The organism is Brucella anthropi ATCC 49188, from assembly GCF_000017405.1.
In the GTDB taxonomy this organism is placed as follows: domain Bacteria; phylum Pseudomonadota; class Alphaproteobacteria; order Rhizobiales; family Rhizobiaceae; genus Brucella; species Brucella anthropi.
The window spans coordinates 1,033,177-1,049,541 of the sequence record NC_009668.1; the positions used below are offsets into that span (position 1 = coordinate 1,033,177).

Consider the following 16,365-nt stretch of genomic DNA (forward strand, 5'->3'; position numbering starts at 1 on the left):
GTCTTTCGCAACAATCGAATCGAAAGACACGGTGACAGGCTGTTCTGGCAATCCTGTCCCAATGGCACACGCGGCCTGACATAGGGTCGAGCAGCAATGTCTGGCGAGATCTTTCAGGGGAGCGTTCGCATCTGCCTGCGTCGTGTGGACTGAACAGATCACGGACGAGGGACCAGCGCTCCACGCCGCCATGGAAGCCTGCGCGTATGCCGTTACCAGCCCTTGCAGAAGAATAACAAGCGTCAGCGATACAACCCAAAGGGCGGTATCCGACCGATCGCCAACAATTCTTCTACGCAAGGTCATGATCGCTCATGGCATTCTTGCAATGCAAAGTCACTGCGACAAAGGTGAAATGAACCAATTTGAAGAGAAAGTGGTGAGCGCGCAGGGATTCGAACCCTGGACCTACTGATTAAAAGTCAGTTGCTCTACCGGCTGAGCTACGCGCTCCCTGTAGGAGCAAATCGCCCCCGGAAGTGCGGCGGAACATAAGGGCGGCTTACGGATTGGTCAACACCATAAAATCAGGTTTCTTCAACATAAATTCAAAAAAATCACAGGTTTGGGATACTCCATGCCAGACCGCCTCTTCCATATGCCGGTAAACAGGCGCTTTTCATGCTCGTTTGGATACTTAACACCCTGAGCAGAGGGGCGATTCTGAACCGCGAGGTGCCTAACCAGGACTATTCAGCTCCTGCTTCTCCGTGCCGGGCCTTGCCGCCCGCTCTTGCTACAGCTAGTTTCATTCCAATGACTTAATCTGCGTGGTGCTTCATGTCTCTGGCCACCAAGGCATTTTCTCATTTCCGACGTTCCTTGTCCGGCGTGGGTATCGCGCTCGGAACACTGTTTTTCGCCGCAGCCCTCACCCCCAGCCTTATCCCGCGAACCTACGTCATGCAGGGAATTCTCGGAGGTGTCGCCTTCGGAGCCGGTTATGGCATCGGCGTATTGTGGCGCTGGCTATGGCATTATCTGGAATTGCCTGAACCCCGGAATCGGCTGCGCAGTCGGGCCAATCTTGTGGTGGGTTTGGTTTGTCTCGCCGTGGCCGTCGTAGCACTCTATTTTGCCGCGGGCTGGCAGAACTCAGTTCGTGCAGTCATGGATATGGAGCCGGTGCCCAGCGCCTATCCAATGAGTGTCTCCGCGTTAGCTGTGCTGACATTTCTGGTTCTGCTAATTCTGGTTCGCCTTCTCATTCTACTAGGGAAATTCGTCTCCGCCAAAGTACAACTCGTTATGCCTCGCCGGTTAGCCAATGTCCTGGGCATTACGATCACTGTTGTGCTCATCTGGACCATCGCCAACGGCCTGCTCATCCAGTCCACTTTCAAGGTTCTGGATCGTTCGTTTCGCGAGTTTGACGCTCTGATCGAACCGGATCGCCCACAACCGACATCACCGAACGAGACTGGCAGCGCCGCTTCGCTTTTACACTGGAACGAGCTTGGGCGGGCTGGACGTGAGTTCGTTTCCTCGGGTCCCGGAGCTGCCGATATTGCTGCCTTGACTGGCGAAAAGGCTATAGACCCGATACGGGTCTATGCAGGTCTGCAAGTAGCCGATACGCCTGAACAACGAGCCGAACTAGCACTTGAGGAACTGAAGCGTCAGAACGGTTTTGAACGTTCTGTGCTGGTCGTCATCACTCCAACCGGTACAGGGTGGGTAGATCCAGCAGCCATGGACGGACTGGAGTTTCTGCACAATGGCGATGTGGCCAGCGTTGCCATGCAATATTCCTATCTTTCCAGTCCCTTGTCGTTGTTGTTCCAACCCGAATACGGAGCAGAAGCGTCCCGAGCTCTGTTCATAACCGTCTATAATTACTGGAAAGAACTTCCGCACGATCAGCGCCCACGTCTGTATCTCTATGGCTTGAGCCTTGGGGCGATGAATTCTGAAGTCTCAGCCGAGCTTTTCGAAATGCTTGACGATCCAATCAACGGTGCCTTGTGGAGCGGGCCACCTTTCCCGAGCAGGGATTGGAAAGCCATGACCAGACGAAGAAACCCTGGAACTCCAGAATGGCTACCAGTGTTCCGAGACGGCTCCTTTGCCCGTTTCATGAATCAGCATGGTGAAGCGCCGGGAAATGGAACCCGCTGGGGGCCGTTGCGGGTGGTGTATCTGCAATATGCCAGCGATCCGGTGACATTCTTCGACAGTCTATCGTTCTATCGTCAACCTGACTGGATGCAAGCACCGCGCGGACCGGATGTTTCACCGGAACTGCGGTGGTATCCTGTCGTGACCATGCTGCAATTGGCACTAGATATGGCTTTTGGGACCGCCACGCCGATAGGACACGGGCATGTTTATGCTCCGGAACACTATGTCAATGCGTGGTTGGAAGTCACCGACGTGACCGGATGGGACGCAGACAAGATCATGAGGCTAAAGCAGCACCTGCGCCAGAAAATGGACGGAGAAAACGTCGAAGGTTATGACCAGCGTGGCGGATAGAACACATCCCGAAAAGGGTGAAACGGTTTTCGGGATGTGCGTCAAACGTGACAGTCACGACCCAGCTGGTCTTTCTGCAACTATATCAATAGCCAGGTGACTTCTGCTGCGTCTGGGAACTGTTCAGGTTCAGCATGGGAATCGCCCCGTTCGGTAGCATCGTGCTTGGCAGCTGGCCGTCCCATCGTTCTGCTTGCGTCAGTGCGACAAGACCCGGATTGTCACGCAGTGCATCGCCACGCGCCTTGATCGCGGTTGCTTCCGCCTCGCCCTTTACCCGTATCGCTTCTGCGTCGGCTTCAGCCTGCAGACGAACCGCATCGGCCTGAGCCTGGGCTTCGGCACGGCGCGCATCTGCTTGAGCCTTTGCCTGCGTCACGGTGATTTCAGCCTGTACCTTTTCGCGCTCTGCATTCTGGCGGAGACGTTGCACTTCAACTTCGGCCAACATACGCTGTTCGATGGACTGCTCATAGGAGTCCGAAAAATCGATATTCTCGATCTGCACCGTGTCGATAATAACCGGACCGCGTACACTGCTCTGAATTGCCTCCGCAATTTCCTGATTGAGACGGCTACGCTCCTGAATGGCTTCCACAGCATTGAATTTGCCGAAAACAGTCTTGCTTTCCTCAAAAACGCGTCGCTCGACAAGGCGGGACAAGAGGCCGTCTTCACCGCCGTAGGTCGCGTAGACTTCCTCCACACGGTCTGGCGGAATGCGATAATTGACCGACAGGTTCATCGTAGCTGGTTGCTGATCGCGGCTATAGGCTTCCATGCTGTTATAGATCGCAGCCTTGGATTGCACCGATATTCGCACAATCGAATCGATCACCGGAATTTTGAAGCCCAGCCCCGGTTGTGCAACGCCGGAAACCGCCCCATAGCGCAAAACAACGCCGCGCTCACCTTCGTCAATCGTGTACCAGGAACCAAGTACTACGCTCAGTATGCCGAGTATAACTATACCGGCCAAAGCCTTGGGTAAAATCTGGCGCATCCCGTCTCCTTTAGCGCTTCATTATGAAATGGGGAGACCGAAGCGATTCAACAAATGCACCCCGGAATCTTATCCCGCCGCCTTTTAGAATGCACTGATATGGATGACAATTACTCACGGATACAGTTGATAGACTTAGTCCACAAAAACAAAGCCGCCCATGAAGGGCGGCTTCATTGAGTTTAACAAATTTCCACTGTCAGTATGGCGAATAACACTGCTGACGAGGACCGTTATACGGCTGGAAAGTGTTGTCGGAAGCCCGATAGGACCGATAACGATTATAACACCACTGGACATGCGAGTTGCTGTAACCGTAAGCAGGCGCGCGATAGACCGGTGGGGGCGGCGGAGCTGCAATTGCACCACCAATGATTGCGCCAGCGCCGAAAGCTGCGAGCGGATACCACCACCCGTCATTGCTGCGACGATAGCCATGACGGTAGTGCCGATAACCGCGGTGTCCATTCCAATAGCCAGGTCCCGGACGATGAGGACGGCCATGCCAGCCCGGACGATACCCAGGTCGGTGTCCACCCCAGTTTCCATGTCCTGGCCCGCGGCGCCAGCGGTCATCGCGAACCTGCTGAACATTCTCATTACTTGCCGCAGGCGCAGTTGGCATCACAGGTGCAGCCGAGACCGGCACCATTGCGCCGATCAGAAAGCTTGCACCGACGAGGCCAACCATCATCTTTTTGAAGGTGTTCATCCTGTGCTTCTCCATTTCAATGATGCCATCATTGCTTTCCGTTTATGAATGCACGCTGAATATTGTCGGTAAATTATGTGCATGCCTTATTTTCACGTCGCAATGCATGGCCATTCCATCAATGATTTAACGAAAGAGCCAATATTTTCGTTCGAGCTACTCCATTATTTTTGTTCGCAAATTAAGCGACAATGAGATAACTTGCGTGAATTAGGACAGCTTGTAAGCGTTTTCAGCGAGTGGGGTTTGCATTGGCAACAAGAGTACAGCCGTCCGTGAAAGTTTTGGGAGCATCTTTCTCCCAGGAAGCGAATCCCTTCACGGCAGCGGTTGAACTGACGCCCATGCCAATGCTCATCACAAATCCGCGTCTGCCGGACAATCCGATCATCTTTGCAAACGAGGCCTTCCAGAACCTCACTGGTTACGAGGCCGACGAAATCATCGGGAAGAACTGCCGCTTTCTTCAAGGCCCTGGCACAGACCCGAAACATGTCGAGATCATCCATTCGGCATTGGAAGCCGAACAGTCCGTTGAGATCGATATTCTCAATTATAAGAAATCTGGCGAGCCGTTCTGGAATCGACTTCATATCTCCCCGGTCAAAACCGAGAATGGCGAACTTCATCACTTCGTTTCGTCGCAGCTTGATGTGACGCTGGAACTCGGCAAACTGGTTGAGCTCGAAAAAGAACGCGAAACGCTCTCAATTGAAAAGCAGCGTAGCAGCGATCAACTCCAGTATATCGTTGAAGTGGCGAATGTCGGTTTCTGGACGCGGGATTACACGACCGGGGAGATTAGCTGCTCGGCCGAATATCGTCGCATTTTCGGACTGACGCCGGACGAACCAGTCAACTACGACAAGATCATCGACATGGTGGTGCTTGAAGACCGGATAACGCTTATCCAGCGTTCGCAGGAATCTTTTGCCACAGGCAAATCTTTCCGGGTTGAATATCGCATTACCAACAGGCTGGGACAGGTGCGCTGGGTGGAAACACGAGCCAAAGCTCTCCTCGGCAAATCACCTGCGCTTCTGGGTATCGTCATCGACGTCACCGAACGCAAAAAAGCCGAGGCTGACAAGGCACTTGTGACCCGCGAAATTTCGCACCGTTTCAAGAACTCAATGGCAATGGTGCAATCGATCGCCAACCAGACCTTGCGCAATGCCACCGATCCGCAAACCGCGAACGAACTATTCAGTGAGCGGCTGCGAGCGCTTAGTCAGGCTCATGACATGCTGCTTCGGGAGGACTGGACGGGCACAACGATCAGCCAGATCTGCGAAACTGCCCTCGCCCCTTTCAACAGCACGTTCGGTCATCGAATCCGAACCAGTGGTCCAGAACTCGTGGTAAGCGACCGTGTAACGGTTTCGCTTTCGCTTGGTTTGTACGAACTCGCGACCAATGCCGTGAAATACGGCGCGCTCTCCAATGAAAACGGCACGGTCCAATTCAGCTGGGATGTGCTCGAAAGGCAGGGCGAGCGAAAATTTCATATGCGCTGGGTTGAAGACGGAGGACCTGCAGTCGAACGCCCTACCCGTCGTGGCTTCGGCCAGCGGCTGCTCTATTCCGTTCTCACGGGCGAACTCAGGGCCAAATGCGACATCAACTTCGCGCCAGATGGACTGGTGATTGACGTCTTGGCCCCTATGACAGCGGATGTATTTCCGCAACTTGACAGTCTTTCCGACACACAAGCCGAGCCAGTATAAAAAAAGCAGCGAAATCGCTGCTCTTTTTCTTTGTTAGTTGTGCGGGCCGCGACGACGTGGCTCGATATAGATTCTGTCGCGATGACGATCACGATCATGGCGCCAGCGGCGATCACGATCCCGTTCGCGATAATAACGTGGTGAGTGACGATCCCATCCGCGACGATCATCCCGCCAGCGGCGATCCGTAACACAGCGACCGCTCGGCGTGCGAACCATGCCGCGACGGCAACGATAGTCGACCTGAATGGCCGAACCAGTGCTATTGGCGGCTACAGCCGAAATCGGAGCCGGAGCAACCGGTGTACCTGCTTCAGCAACAGCGGTAATCGCGAAGAGCGCGAGAGCCGCAGAAATTAACGTAAATCTCATTCCGGAGTCCTTTCCAGAGATGGCCAGAATTGGAATCTTGCCCACAGATAGGTAGGCCAAACAACCATTTGGTAAAGTCACTTAATCTTACGACGCTCTATCAATCTCGACCGCACTCTACAAAAAGCGCTGCCAATTAAACCAATTACTAACCCGCCATTTTGCGGAGAGACTTTTTAAGAAAGTCGGGATATTAGGTGCCTGTTGAATTCGCACACAGCCCTTTCCAAGCAAAGGGAAAGCCGCAGAATCTCCAATCCGCGAGGCCGATCCGGCACCGGTCCAAAACCGGTAGCGGGCGAAGCTTTGCGGCCATCGCAAGGAGCAGGAACATGGACTATTCGACCTCTGAAATCGACACGACATGGGGATCGAAAACTGGACTGGGCGCAACCCAGACCGAATGGGTCGAGCTGGTCAGCGGCCTGCCCGAAGAACATGCTCTCTTTCTCCGTGATCTGATTGACCGTCACCGCGAGCAGTTTGTCGGTGTTTTCTATAATCGCCTTATGAACAATCGTGATGCAGCGACATTCCTGTCCCAGAAAATGGTGCAGGAACGTTTGCACAATTCACTGAGCGACTGGCTGTTGAAAATGTTCCAGAGAACAGCCGACGATGTTGAGGCATTCATTCGTGAACAGCGCAAGGTTGGCGAGGTTCACGCCCGCATCGATGTGCCTATCCACGTCGTCATGCAAGGCGCGCGCCTGCTGAAAAACGAAATCGTCCGTCAACTGAAACTGGAAACTGCCTCAAGAGAGGTTCTGGCGCGCCTGATCGTACATGTCAGCAATGCCATCGACATCGCTATCGAAATCATGAGCCAAGCCTTCGTCAAGGACGCGCGCGAAAGTGCCCAGACCGACGAAGCCTACCGGGCTTTCACGCTAAGTCACGATTTTCCGCTTGAACGCGAATCGCAACGTGCAGCGCTTATGGAGTGGAGCCAGTCGCTCCTCTTCAACCTCTACGGCAATTCCGATAGTCCGCTTCACTCCCTTGCAAGCTCGGATTTCGGATTGTGGTTGCAACACAAGGCTGATCTGATGTTCTCCAACTCCGGCACGTTGGAAAACATCCGCCGGAATGTAGAACATATCGACAATGTTCTCCTGCCAGCCATCAACAGCGCACGCAAAGACAACCCCGCCGGCCTTGCGGCTTCGTTGGCACTGTTTCAAACCAAGATCGGTGAAGTGAAATTCCTGCTGTCCGAATTGTTTCAGGCGGCCGCCGCGATGGAAACAGGTCGTGACCCACTGACACGTGCTCTAAACCGGCGTTTCATGCCTTCGATCCTCACTCGTGAAGTGCGCATGGCCTCGCAAAAGGCCATGGATCTGAGCGTTTTGATGATCGATATCGATCACTTCAAGAACATTAACGACACATACGGACACAGCAGTGGCGATGCAGTCCTTCAGCAGGTGGCCGAAGCGATCCTGTCGCTTTGCCGCCCGAGCGACTTCGTGTTCCGCTATGGTGGCGAAGAGTTTCTCGTCGCTCTCGTAGAAGCCGACGAGAACAAAGCTTTTACAATCGCCGAAGAGCTTCGCAAACAGATAGCACAACAACCGTTGAACCTTCCCGATGGCGCACGCCAGTCTGTAACGCTGTCCATCGGGGTTGCAGCATTCAACGGTCACCCCGATTATAGCCATCTCGTCAATGCCGCTGACCGCGCGCTTTATCGGGCCAAGCAGGCAGGACGCAATCGCTGTGAAAAGGAAGTGCCGCTCGCGATTCATTGATCGGGGAGGCATTTTGCCATCTGGCGGTTGCGCTGCAAAACCGCCATATGCTGCCATCATGACGAATAATTCCGCCTTCCCCATTTTCGAGACAGCTTCACAAAAGCCGCGCGAACGCGATGCGCTGGAGGTCCATTTCCTGCCGGTTCCGGCGGATGCGCCGCCAGTCGATTGGATCGTTGCCGAAGGGCTGACGGACTATGAGGAGGCCCTCGCCTTCATGGAAGCACGTGTTCAGGCCATTCGGGAAGGCACCGCAAACGAACTTGTTTGGCTTGTGGAACATCCCTCGCTTTACACTGCGGGGACGAGCGCCAACGCGGGCGACCTCCTGATCCCCGATAGTCTTCCGGTGTTCAACACGGGACGCGGCGGTGAATATACCTATCACGGACCCGGCCAGCGCGTCGCCTATGTGATGCTTGACCTGAAACGCCGCCGCGAGGACGTGCGCGCCTTCGTGACCGCTCTTGAGCAGTGGATCATCGAGAGCCTGGCCGAATTCAATATCAAAGGTGAACGTCGCGAGGATCGTGTCGGCGTATGGGTTACACGCCCTGAAAAACCGCGCCTTGCCAGTGGCAGCATGTGCGAAGACAAGATCGCAGCCATAGGCATCCGCCTGCGTCGCTGGGTGAGCTTTCACGGCATAGCCATCAATGTCGAACCCGATCTCAGCCATTATTCCGGCATCGTTCCTTGCGGAATCTCGGAACATGGCGTTACCAGCCTTGTAGACCTTGGATTGCCGGTAACAATGGGCGACATGGACGTCGCTTTGGGAAGAGCGTTCGAGACGGTCTTCGGAGCCCGTCAGCTGAAATAGAGCATTTCCAGCAAAAGTGCGAAGCGGTTTTGCGTTGGATAATGCATAAAATAAAAAGATAGAGCGGTCCCACGATTCCGTTTTAACTGGAACCGCTCTAGCTCTGCCTCAGACCACGGCGTCGACTTTCACACGGCGCTCACGCATGAAGACATAGAATCCTGATCCGACGATGATCGCGATGCCGCACCATTTCGACGGTGTCGGGAAATCGCCGAACACGATCAGGCCAACGAGAACGGCATTGACTATTTCCAGATACTGGAACGGTGCCAGCATTGAGGCTGGTGCCAGCTTGAACGCCTGCACGACCATCAGATGGCTGACCGTGCCGATCGTGCCCAGAAGCAGCAGGAGCAACCATGGCTGGATGCCGTGCGGCAGGCCGAAACTCAGATCACCAAGCCCCGCCACGGTTCCAAAGATCATGACAACGCCGGCGAGCATCCACCCGCCCACACCCGCATAGAACTGCATGACGAGCGGGCTTTCCTTCGCACCATATTTTCGGTTCAGGATCAGGTAGATGGCAAAGGTTACGGCTGTCGCCAGCGGCAGAAGCGAGACGGCGCCGAAAATCTCGAAACTCGGCTGGATCACGATCATCGTGCCGATGAGACCGATGCCCACCGCGCTGAATCTTCTCCAGCCCACTTTTTCCTTTAGGAAAATGGCCGAAAAGAGCGTCAGAATAAGCGGCTCGGCGAAGAAGACGGCCATAGCATCGGCCAGCGGCATATATTTGACCGCCGTGAAGAAGCAGAGCCCACCAAACCCCATCAACGCGCCGCGAATGAGGTTGCCTGCCAGATATTGTGTTCGCAGCGCGGCGAAACCACCAACGATGAGCAGGATAAAGAACATCAGCCAGCATTGAATGAAAAAACGCATGAAGGTGACAGTGGCAGGAGGCATATTATCCACCATGGCGAGCCATTTGCCGATGGCATCCATCAGCGGCAGCAAAAGCACCGAGAGCACCATGATCGCCATGCCCTTTACGTGCGCTTCCATGCCGCTTGTCGCGCTGTTTTGCATTTCAAACTCTCGGTATTCTGAATATTCCCCGCTATCGCTCTATGCCAACTACTGCAGCGTTTCCATCCAATTTGATCGGAAATGTCCTGCTTGTTTGACTTTCGCCTTCTTTCTGGTGCAAATCAGTTCCGTTCTGAACAAAACCCTTTGAAAAAGCCGTGCGAAAACGGAACGTAAGGCGAACTTTAGTCGCCTTTCGTGAGCGCGCATGGCATCATTCAGTTGATTCGCGAACAGTATTTTCCGGTCGATGGCGAGCAGGCTCGGCAAAGACCTCCTGAAATTCAGATAGAGAGCTTTTCGGAACAGATGGACGATAGCAACGATCTCTTCTCGAGAGTGGTCAACAATGCCCGGGCCCGAGAACGGGAACAAGAACAGGGGCGCCAAGGGGAGAAACCCAGCGAAAAACCTGTGGCGCAGCCGATGGCAGCGCCGTCGCTCTCTGTTCCAAAGCCGGTAACGGCCAAGGCACCACCTGCTTCATCGGCAAGCGACGACTATAACGCATCATCCATCCGCGTTCTGGAAGGACTGGAGCCGGTGCGCCTGCGTCCCGGCATGTATATCGGCGGCACGGACGAAAAGGCGCTGCATCATCTCTTCGCTGAAGTCATCGACAACTCGATGGACGAAGCTGTCGCGGGGCATGCCAATTTCATCGAAGTGAGCTTCGATGCCGATGGGTTTGTAACGGTTTCGGACAACGGACGTGGCATTCCTGTGGATGAACATCCCCAGGTTCCCGGAAAGTCCACGCTCGAAGTCATCATGACCAAGCTACACGCAGGCGGCAAGTTCGACGGCAAGGCTTATGAAACGTCAGGCGGTCTGCACGGCGTCGGTGTTTCTGTGGTGAATGCCCTTTCTGACATGCTGGAAGTGGAAGTCGCGCGCAATCGCCGTCTTTATCGCCAGCGTTTCTCGCGGGGTATTCCGCAGGGCGGGCTGGAAGAACTCGGCGAAGTGCATAATCGTCGCGGCACCCGCGTCCGTTTCCATCCAGACCCTGATATTTTCGGCAAAACAGCGCAGTTCGATCCGCATCGTCTTTATCGCATGGCGCGGTCGAAAGCCTATCTGTTCGGCGGAGTTGAAATCCGCTGGAACTGCGATCCCTCCCTGCTCGACCCAAAGAAGGAAACACCTGAAAAGGCCGTGTTCCACTTTCCCGGCGGTCTGAAGGACTATCTTGAGGCATCGCTCGGCAAGGAACATCAGGTCACGCGCGAGATTTTCGCTGGCAAGACCGAAAAGCAAGGTGGCCACGGCGCCGTCGAATGGGCCGTTTCGTGGTTTGGTGGGGATGGTTTCGTCCACTCCTATTGTAACACTATCCCGACCGGCGATGGTGGCACACATGAAGCAGGTTTGCGTATTGCCTTGACGCGAGGGCTGAAAGCCTATGCGGAACTGACCAACAACAAACGCGCTTCGATCATAACCACCGATGACGTGATGGTGTCGGCTGCGGGAATGCTGTCGGTTTTCATTCGCGAGCCGGAATTTGTCGGCCAGACCAAGGACAAGCTTGCCACGGTCGAGGCACAGCGCATCGTAGAGAATGCGATCCGTGATCCATTCGATCATTGGCTCACGGCCTCTCCGCAGGAAGCATCTCGCCTGCTGGAATGGGTGATCGACCGCGCCGACGAGCGCTTGCGTCGCCGTCAGGAAAAAGAAACCGTTCGCAAGAGCGCAACGCGCAAACTACGCCTGCCCGGCAAACTTGCCGATTGCACGCAGAATGCCGCAGCCGGAGCGGAACTGTTCATCGTCGAGGGTGACTCGGCAGGTGGTTCAGCCAAGCAGGCGCGCAATCGCGCCAATCAGGCTATCCTGCCATTGCGCGGCAAGATTTTGAACGTTGCCAGCGCGGGACGCGAAAAACTAACGGCAAACCAGCAAATAAGTGATCTTGTGCAGGCACTCGGCAGTGGTACGCGCAAGAATTATCGAGAAGACGATCTGCGCTATGATCGCGTCATCGTCATGACCGATGCCGACGTCGATGGCGCACATATCGCATCGCTGCTCATCACATTCTTCTATCAGGAAATGCCCGACCTGATCCGCAACGGCCATCTCTATCTGGCAGTTCCTCCGCTTTTCCGCCTGAGCCAGGGCGGAAAGGTCGCTTATGCGCGTGATGAAGCACATAAGGACGAGCTTCTACGCACCGTGTTTACCGGGCGTGGTAAAGTGGAAATCGGTCGCTTCAAAGGCCTCGGCGAAATGCGCGCCGAACAGCTCAAGGAAACCACCATGGACCCCAAGAAGCGTACTCTGCTGCGCGTGCAGGTGGATGAAGAATATATCGATGAAACCCGCAACACTGTCGATGAACTGATGGGCACCAAACCGGAAGCCCGTTTCCGCTTCATTCAGGATCGTGCGGCTTTTGTCGAAGAACTGGATATCTAGAGCGCATCCTGAAAAGTAGGACCAGTTTTCGGCACGAGATGCGCGTTAACACACGAAGATGGAGCATTTTCAGCGAACCACGAAATGTGTCTAAAAATGCAGACCAGATGAACGGCAGTTCGCAAGCGCGACGCCGTTCATTTTCTTTTTCAATAAAGCTGGTTAAGCTACTGATAAAAGAAAGCTTCAGGCTTTCACATCAATGCCGAGCTTGGCTTCAATCTCCTCAATCGATTCTTTGACAAAGAAGGTCTGATCCGTACTCAGTGTCACAATGCGCGTGCCGGTTCCATAAGCGTTATAAGAAAGAACATGATTGAAATTCACCGCGAGCTTTTCGCCGTTCACTTCCGTCAACATGATCCACATCGCTTGCCCTCCTCCTGATGTTGTCCACTCCAAGGAAGGATAGGCGCGATAGAGCATTCGGCAACGGTTGCGGTAAGCAGGCCTTCAAAGATCAGCGCGCATCCTGACTTTCTCGACGGTTCTTCCGAAACTTTCCGACCACTCATCTCCTTGCCAGTCGATCCGGAAACCAGCCTTTTTATAAAGATTGATCGCAGGCATATTATCCGCATGTGTGCCGATCAGTGCTTCATCAAAACCATCAAGCAGAATTTGCGCCATCAGGGCATCAAGAATCTGTCTGCCAATCCCCTGCCCGTGATGCGGCGGATCGACCCATAAATCGGAAATGTAATTGCTTTGGGGCACCCGGGCACCCCAGCCTGCTAGTATTCCTGCCTTTTCGGCAACCAGAACACCGTCCGCAATTTCTTGGAGATCGTGCTGGAACCTGGCTTCCAGCACTTCCTGCCGCTCAGTGGTCAGTTCAATATCGCGCGCTGCTATCCGCCAGGCCCTGACCGCTAATGCAGCCATAGAAACAAATTCGCCGGGGAAACCCCGGCGAATAAGAAGTTCGGTTTTTACCACCACTTTGCCGGAGTAAACCGTCCGGCAGCCTGCTCAATGGCATGCGCTGCCTGGAACAAAGTCTCTTCCTCGAACGGACGCCCGATCAGCTGAAGGCCAAGCGGCAAGCCTTTGTCATTGATACCGGCCGGCACGGCAATGCCCGGCAGACCGGCCATGTTGACTGTTACCGTGAAGATGTCATTGAGATACATCTTGACCGGATCATTGGCGAGATCCTCATCGGCAAGACCAAAGGCAGCCGATGGCGTCGCTGGCGTCAGGATCGCATGTACGCCCTTGGCGAATACGTCTTCAAAATCCTTCTTGATCAGCGTACGCACCTTCTGCGCACGCAGATAATATGCATCGTAGTAGCCAGCCGACAGAACATAAGTGCCGATCATGATACGGCGCTTTACTTCCTTGCCGAAGCCAGCCGCGCGGGTCTGTTCGTACATATCGGCAATGTCCTTGCCGGGTACACGCAAACCGTAACGCACGCCGTCATAACGAGCGAGGTTCGAAGAGGCTTCCGCCGGTGCCACGATGTAATAAGCGGGCAGCGCATATTTCGTGTTTGGCAGCGAAATATCGATGATCTCAGCACCGGCGTCCTTCAGATACTGGATACCCTTCTGCCAAAGTTCCTCAATCTCGTCCGGCATGCCGTCAACACGATATTCCTTCGGAATACCAATCTTCATGCCCTTGAGTGACTTGCCGATAGCAGCCTCATAATCCGGAATAGGCAGATCGACCGATGTTGTATCCTTGAGATCAAGCGAAGCCATGGATTTCAACAGGATAGCGGCATCACGCACGTCACGAGCAATCGGTCCTGCCTGATCGAGCGACGAAGCGAAGGCAACCGTGCCCCAGCGTGAAACGCGGCCATAGGTCGGCTTGATGCCAACCGTGCCGGTGAAGGCTGCGGGCTGACGGATCGAGCCGCCTGTATCGGTTGCGGTGGCGCCAGCGCAAAGCTGTGCGGCGACAGCGGCAGCCGAACCGCCCGACGAACCGCCCGGCACCAAATCGGCGTTGGAGCCATTAGCGCGCCACGGATTTTTGACCGAGCCGTAATAGGAGGTTTCGTTGGACGAGCCCATGGCGAACTCATCCATGTTGAGTTTGCCGAGCATAACCGCACCATCAGCCCACAGATTGGCTGTGACGGTCGATTCATATTCCGGCTTAAAACCGTCAAGAATGTGGGAGCAGGCCTGCGTATGCACGCCCTTGGTGGCAAACAGGTCCTTCACGCCGAGCGGAATGCCTTCCAATGCACCCGCTTCACCCTTGGCAATACGCTCATCCGAAGCCTTGGCCATCGAGCGCGCCTGATCGTGAGTCACTTTCACGTAGGCGTTGATGGTTTCATTCGCGGAATCGATAGCGGAAAGATAGGCGTCGGTGAGTTCGGTCGCGGTGATGGCTTTGGCCTTCAGCTTGTCGCGCGCCTCAGCAATGGTCAGTGCGGTCAGTTCGCTCATTGTCAAATCCTGTCAGTGCGCCTCAACGAGACGCTTTTCAAAAAAGGCGCTGTATTCGGAATCCGGATAGTCCAGAACCACACCGCAGCGCGTAAAACCTGAATTCTCATAAAGCCGCCATGCACCTGCAAAACCGGGGCCCGTGCCCGTTTCGAGTACAAGGCGGGAAATGCCCTTGGCCCTCGCCTGATCGACAATCGCATCCACCAGAACCGAACCAACGCGCTTTCCGCGCACTTCCGGAAGTGTGAACATACGCTTCACCTCACCGACGCCATCTTCGTGCATCTTCAAGGCACCGCAGCCGACTGCCTTGCCGTCTTCATCGCGCGCCACAAAAACCGTCGTATCTGGCCCCGCCATCTGCTCAACTGTCATCTTGAACTGGAATTCCAGCGGTGACAGCGGCAGAAGATGCGCATTCAGGCCCTCGACCAGTGCGCACACATCATCCTGCAAAGGGGTCTCGACTGAAACCCGTATGGCCATAACCTACTCCACGACCTTTGGTACGACGAAGAAATTGTCTTCCGTAACCGGTGCGTTGGCCACCACTGCAGCAGCAATACCGCCATCCGTTACCTTGTCCTGGCGCATGCGCATGTCCATCGGCGTAACAGAAGTCATAGGCTCGATACCATCGACATTGACTTCGTTCAGTTGCTCGACAAAGCCCAGAATAGCATTGAGTTCGCCAGTCATGCGTTCGGCATCGTCGTCATTGACGGCAATGCGCGCCAGATGCGCGACGCGCTTGACGGTAGAAATATCGACGGACATCCTGTTCTCCGCAAATGCTAGATTGGGCGGCGAACCGCCACCCTGAAAAGTTTTCCTACCGGCTATAACGGCGCGATTGTTGAAGCGCAACATTTCTTGCGCTTCAAATCCAAAGTCAGAACGAATGAACGGTGCCAGCTGGATCAGCAATAACCTTCGTTTCCCGATGATCTGCCATTCCGGCCAAGAACTTGTCCGCCGTCTGGTCGATGATCGGAAATGAGGCGTAATGGCATGGCAGCACGGTTTTGAAGTTGAAATAGCGCTGGCAGGCGAGAGCTGCGACCGCGCCACCCATCGTGAAGCGGTCACCAATGGGAACGATGCCGATCTCAGGCTGATGAAGCTCATTGATAAGCCCCATATCCGAGAAGATATCCGTGTCACCCATATGATAGAGCGTCGGTGCATCTTCGAAATGGAATACCAGACCATTCGGATTGCCCAGCGCCTGCGAGACACCGTTTTCCGTCAGCATTGCCGAGGAATGAAGGGCATTGACGAAGGTAATGGTGAAACCGTCATGCGTCACCGTGCCACCCGTATTGCCAGGATCGAGCTTTTCCACACCCTGACTGCCAAGCCAGCTTGCAAGATCGGCATTGGCAATCACAATCGCGCCATGCTCCCTGGCGATGGCAACCGTATCGCCCACATGGTCGCCATGACCATGGGTCAGCGCTATATGGGTTACGCCCTTGGTCGCCTCCTTGAAGTCGATGCCCTTTGCACCGGGATTTCCGTTCAGAAACGGATCGATGAGAATAACAGCCTTTGCCGTTTCAATGCGGAAAGCGGCGTGGCCAAGCCATGTTAGTTTCATAAAGTCTCTCCTCAATC

The 16,365-nt window shown here is 54.7% G+C and carries 15 protein-coding genes and 1 tRNA gene; 5 read left to right on the forward strand and 11 right to left on the reverse strand.

Annotated elements, in window-relative coordinates:
• Positions 1-377 precede the first annotated feature (377 nt).
• Positions 378-453 (reverse strand) — tRNA-Lys (locus tag OANT_RS18850).
• Between the two features lie 327 nt (positions 454-780).
• Between OANT_RS18850 and OANT_RS18855 the strand changes: the two genes are divergently transcribed.
• Positions 781-2,475 (forward strand): alpha/beta hydrolase, encoded by a 1,695-nt coding sequence (locus tag OANT_RS18855; protein WP_012093034.1) that lies wholly within the window; start codon positions 781-783, stop codon positions 2,473-2,475.
• An 85-nt stretch (positions 2,476-2,560) separates the two neighbouring features.
• Here OANT_RS18855 and OANT_RS18860 read toward each other — a convergent pair whose 3' ends face one another.
• The gene (locus OANT_RS18860; RefSeq protein ID WP_012093035.1) at positions 2,561-3,478 is read right to left on the reverse strand and encodes a prohibitin family protein; all 918 of its coding nucleotides are present in this window, start codon (positions 3,476-3,478) and stop codon (positions 2,561-2,563) included.
• 199 nt (positions 3,479-3,677) lie between these two features.
• Positions 3,678-4,190: a BA14K family protein gene (locus OANT_RS18865; RefSeq protein WP_010658849.1), complete on the reverse strand. Its 513-nt coding sequence runs from the start codon at positions 4,188-4,190 to the stop codon at positions 3,678-3,680.
• A gap of 350 nt (positions 4,191-4,540) precedes the next feature.
• Here OANT_RS18865 and OANT_RS18870 point away from each other — a divergent pair, with 350 nt between their 5' ends.
• Complete coding sequence (locus tag OANT_RS18870) at positions 4,541-5,917, forward strand: HWE histidine kinase domain-containing protein (RefSeq protein WP_231771611.1); 1,377 nt, start codon at positions 4,541-4,543, stop codon at positions 5,915-5,917.
• Between the two features lie 33 nt (positions 5,918-5,950).
• On the opposite strand, the gene OANT_RS18875 is transcribed toward OANT_RS18870, so the two are convergent.
• The gene (locus OANT_RS18875; RefSeq protein ID WP_040128308.1) at positions 5,951-6,289 is read right to left on the reverse strand and encodes a hypothetical protein; all 339 of its coding nucleotides are present in this window, start codon (positions 6,287-6,289) and stop codon (positions 5,951-5,953) included.
• A 332-nt stretch (positions 6,290-6,621) separates the two neighbouring features.
• On the opposite strand from OANT_RS18875, the gene OANT_RS18880 reads away from it, so the two are divergent.
• Both OANT_RS18880 and lipB read left to right on the forward strand, forming a co-directional pair.
• Positions 6,622-8,043: a GGDEF domain-containing protein gene (locus OANT_RS18880; protein WP_012093038.1), complete on the forward strand. Its 1,422-nt coding sequence runs from the start codon at positions 6,622-6,624 to the stop codon at positions 8,041-8,043.
• Positions 8,044-8,101: 58 nt separating this feature from the next.
• Positions 8,102-8,869, forward strand: coding sequence for a lipoyl(octanoyl) transferase LipB (lipB, locus tag OANT_RS18885; protein WP_172488810.1), 768 nt, complete (start codon positions 8,102-8,104; stop codon positions 8,867-8,869).
• Positions 8,870-8,977: 108 nt separating this feature from the next.
• On the opposite strand, the gene OANT_RS18890 is transcribed toward lipB, so the two are convergent.
• Positions 8,978-9,907 (reverse strand): DMT family transporter, encoded by a 930-nt coding sequence (locus OANT_RS18890; RefSeq protein ID WP_012093040.1) that lies wholly within the window; start codon positions 9,905-9,907, stop codon positions 8,978-8,980.
• A 309-nt stretch (positions 9,908-10,216) separates the two neighbouring features.
• Between OANT_RS18890 and parE the strand changes: the two genes are divergently transcribed.
• On the forward strand, positions 10,217-12,331 hold the full coding sequence (parE, locus tag OANT_RS18895) for a DNA topoisomerase IV subunit B (protein ID WP_012093041.1): 2,115 nt from the start codon (positions 10,217-10,219) through the stop codon (positions 12,329-12,331).
• A gap of 186 nt (positions 12,332-12,517) precedes the next feature.
• Here parE and OANT_RS18900 read toward each other — a convergent pair whose 3' ends face one another.
• From OANT_RS18900 to OANT_RS18925, 6 genes are all read right to left on the reverse strand, one after another.
• On the reverse strand, positions 12,518-12,700 hold the full coding sequence (locus tag OANT_RS18900) for a flagellar FlbD family protein (protein ID WP_010658857.1): 183 nt from the start codon (positions 12,698-12,700) through the stop codon (positions 12,518-12,520).
• A gap of 84 nt (positions 12,701-12,784) precedes the next feature.
• Positions 12,785-13,270, reverse strand: a complete 486-nt coding sequence (locus OANT_RS18905) for a GNAT family N-acetyltransferase (RefSeq protein ID WP_231771556.1) — start codon at positions 13,268-13,270, stop codon at positions 12,785-12,787.
• A complete protein-coding gene (gene gatA, locus OANT_RS18910) occupies positions 13,264-14,745 on the reverse strand; it encodes an Asp-tRNA(Asn)/Glu-tRNA(Gln) amidotransferase subunit GatA (RefSeq protein WP_012093044.1) in 1,482 nt (493 codons plus the stop codon). The genes OANT_RS18905 and gatA overlap by 7 nt, the downstream gene beginning before the upstream one ends.
• A 12-nt stretch (positions 14,746-14,757) precedes the next feature.
• Positions 14,758-15,234 carry a GNAT family N-acetyltransferase gene (locus tag OANT_RS18915; RefSeq protein ID WP_012093045.1) on the reverse strand — a complete coding sequence of 159 codons (477 nt, stop codon included), beginning with the start codon at positions 15,232-15,234 and terminating at the stop codon, positions 14,758-14,760.
• A gap of 3 nt (positions 15,235-15,237) precedes the next feature.
• Positions 15,238-15,525 carry an Asp-tRNA(Asn)/Glu-tRNA(Gln) amidotransferase subunit GatC gene (gene gatC, locus OANT_RS18920; RefSeq protein ID WP_010658861.1) on the reverse strand — a complete coding sequence of 96 codons (288 nt, stop codon included), beginning with the start codon at positions 15,523-15,525 and terminating at the stop codon, positions 15,238-15,240.
• A 115-nt stretch (positions 15,526-15,640) separates the two neighbouring features.
• A complete protein-coding gene (locus tag OANT_RS18925; protein WP_012093046.1) occupies positions 15,641-16,348 on the reverse strand; it encodes a metal-dependent hydrolase in 708 nt (235 codons plus the stop codon).
• Positions 16,349-16,365 lie beyond the last annotated feature (17 nt).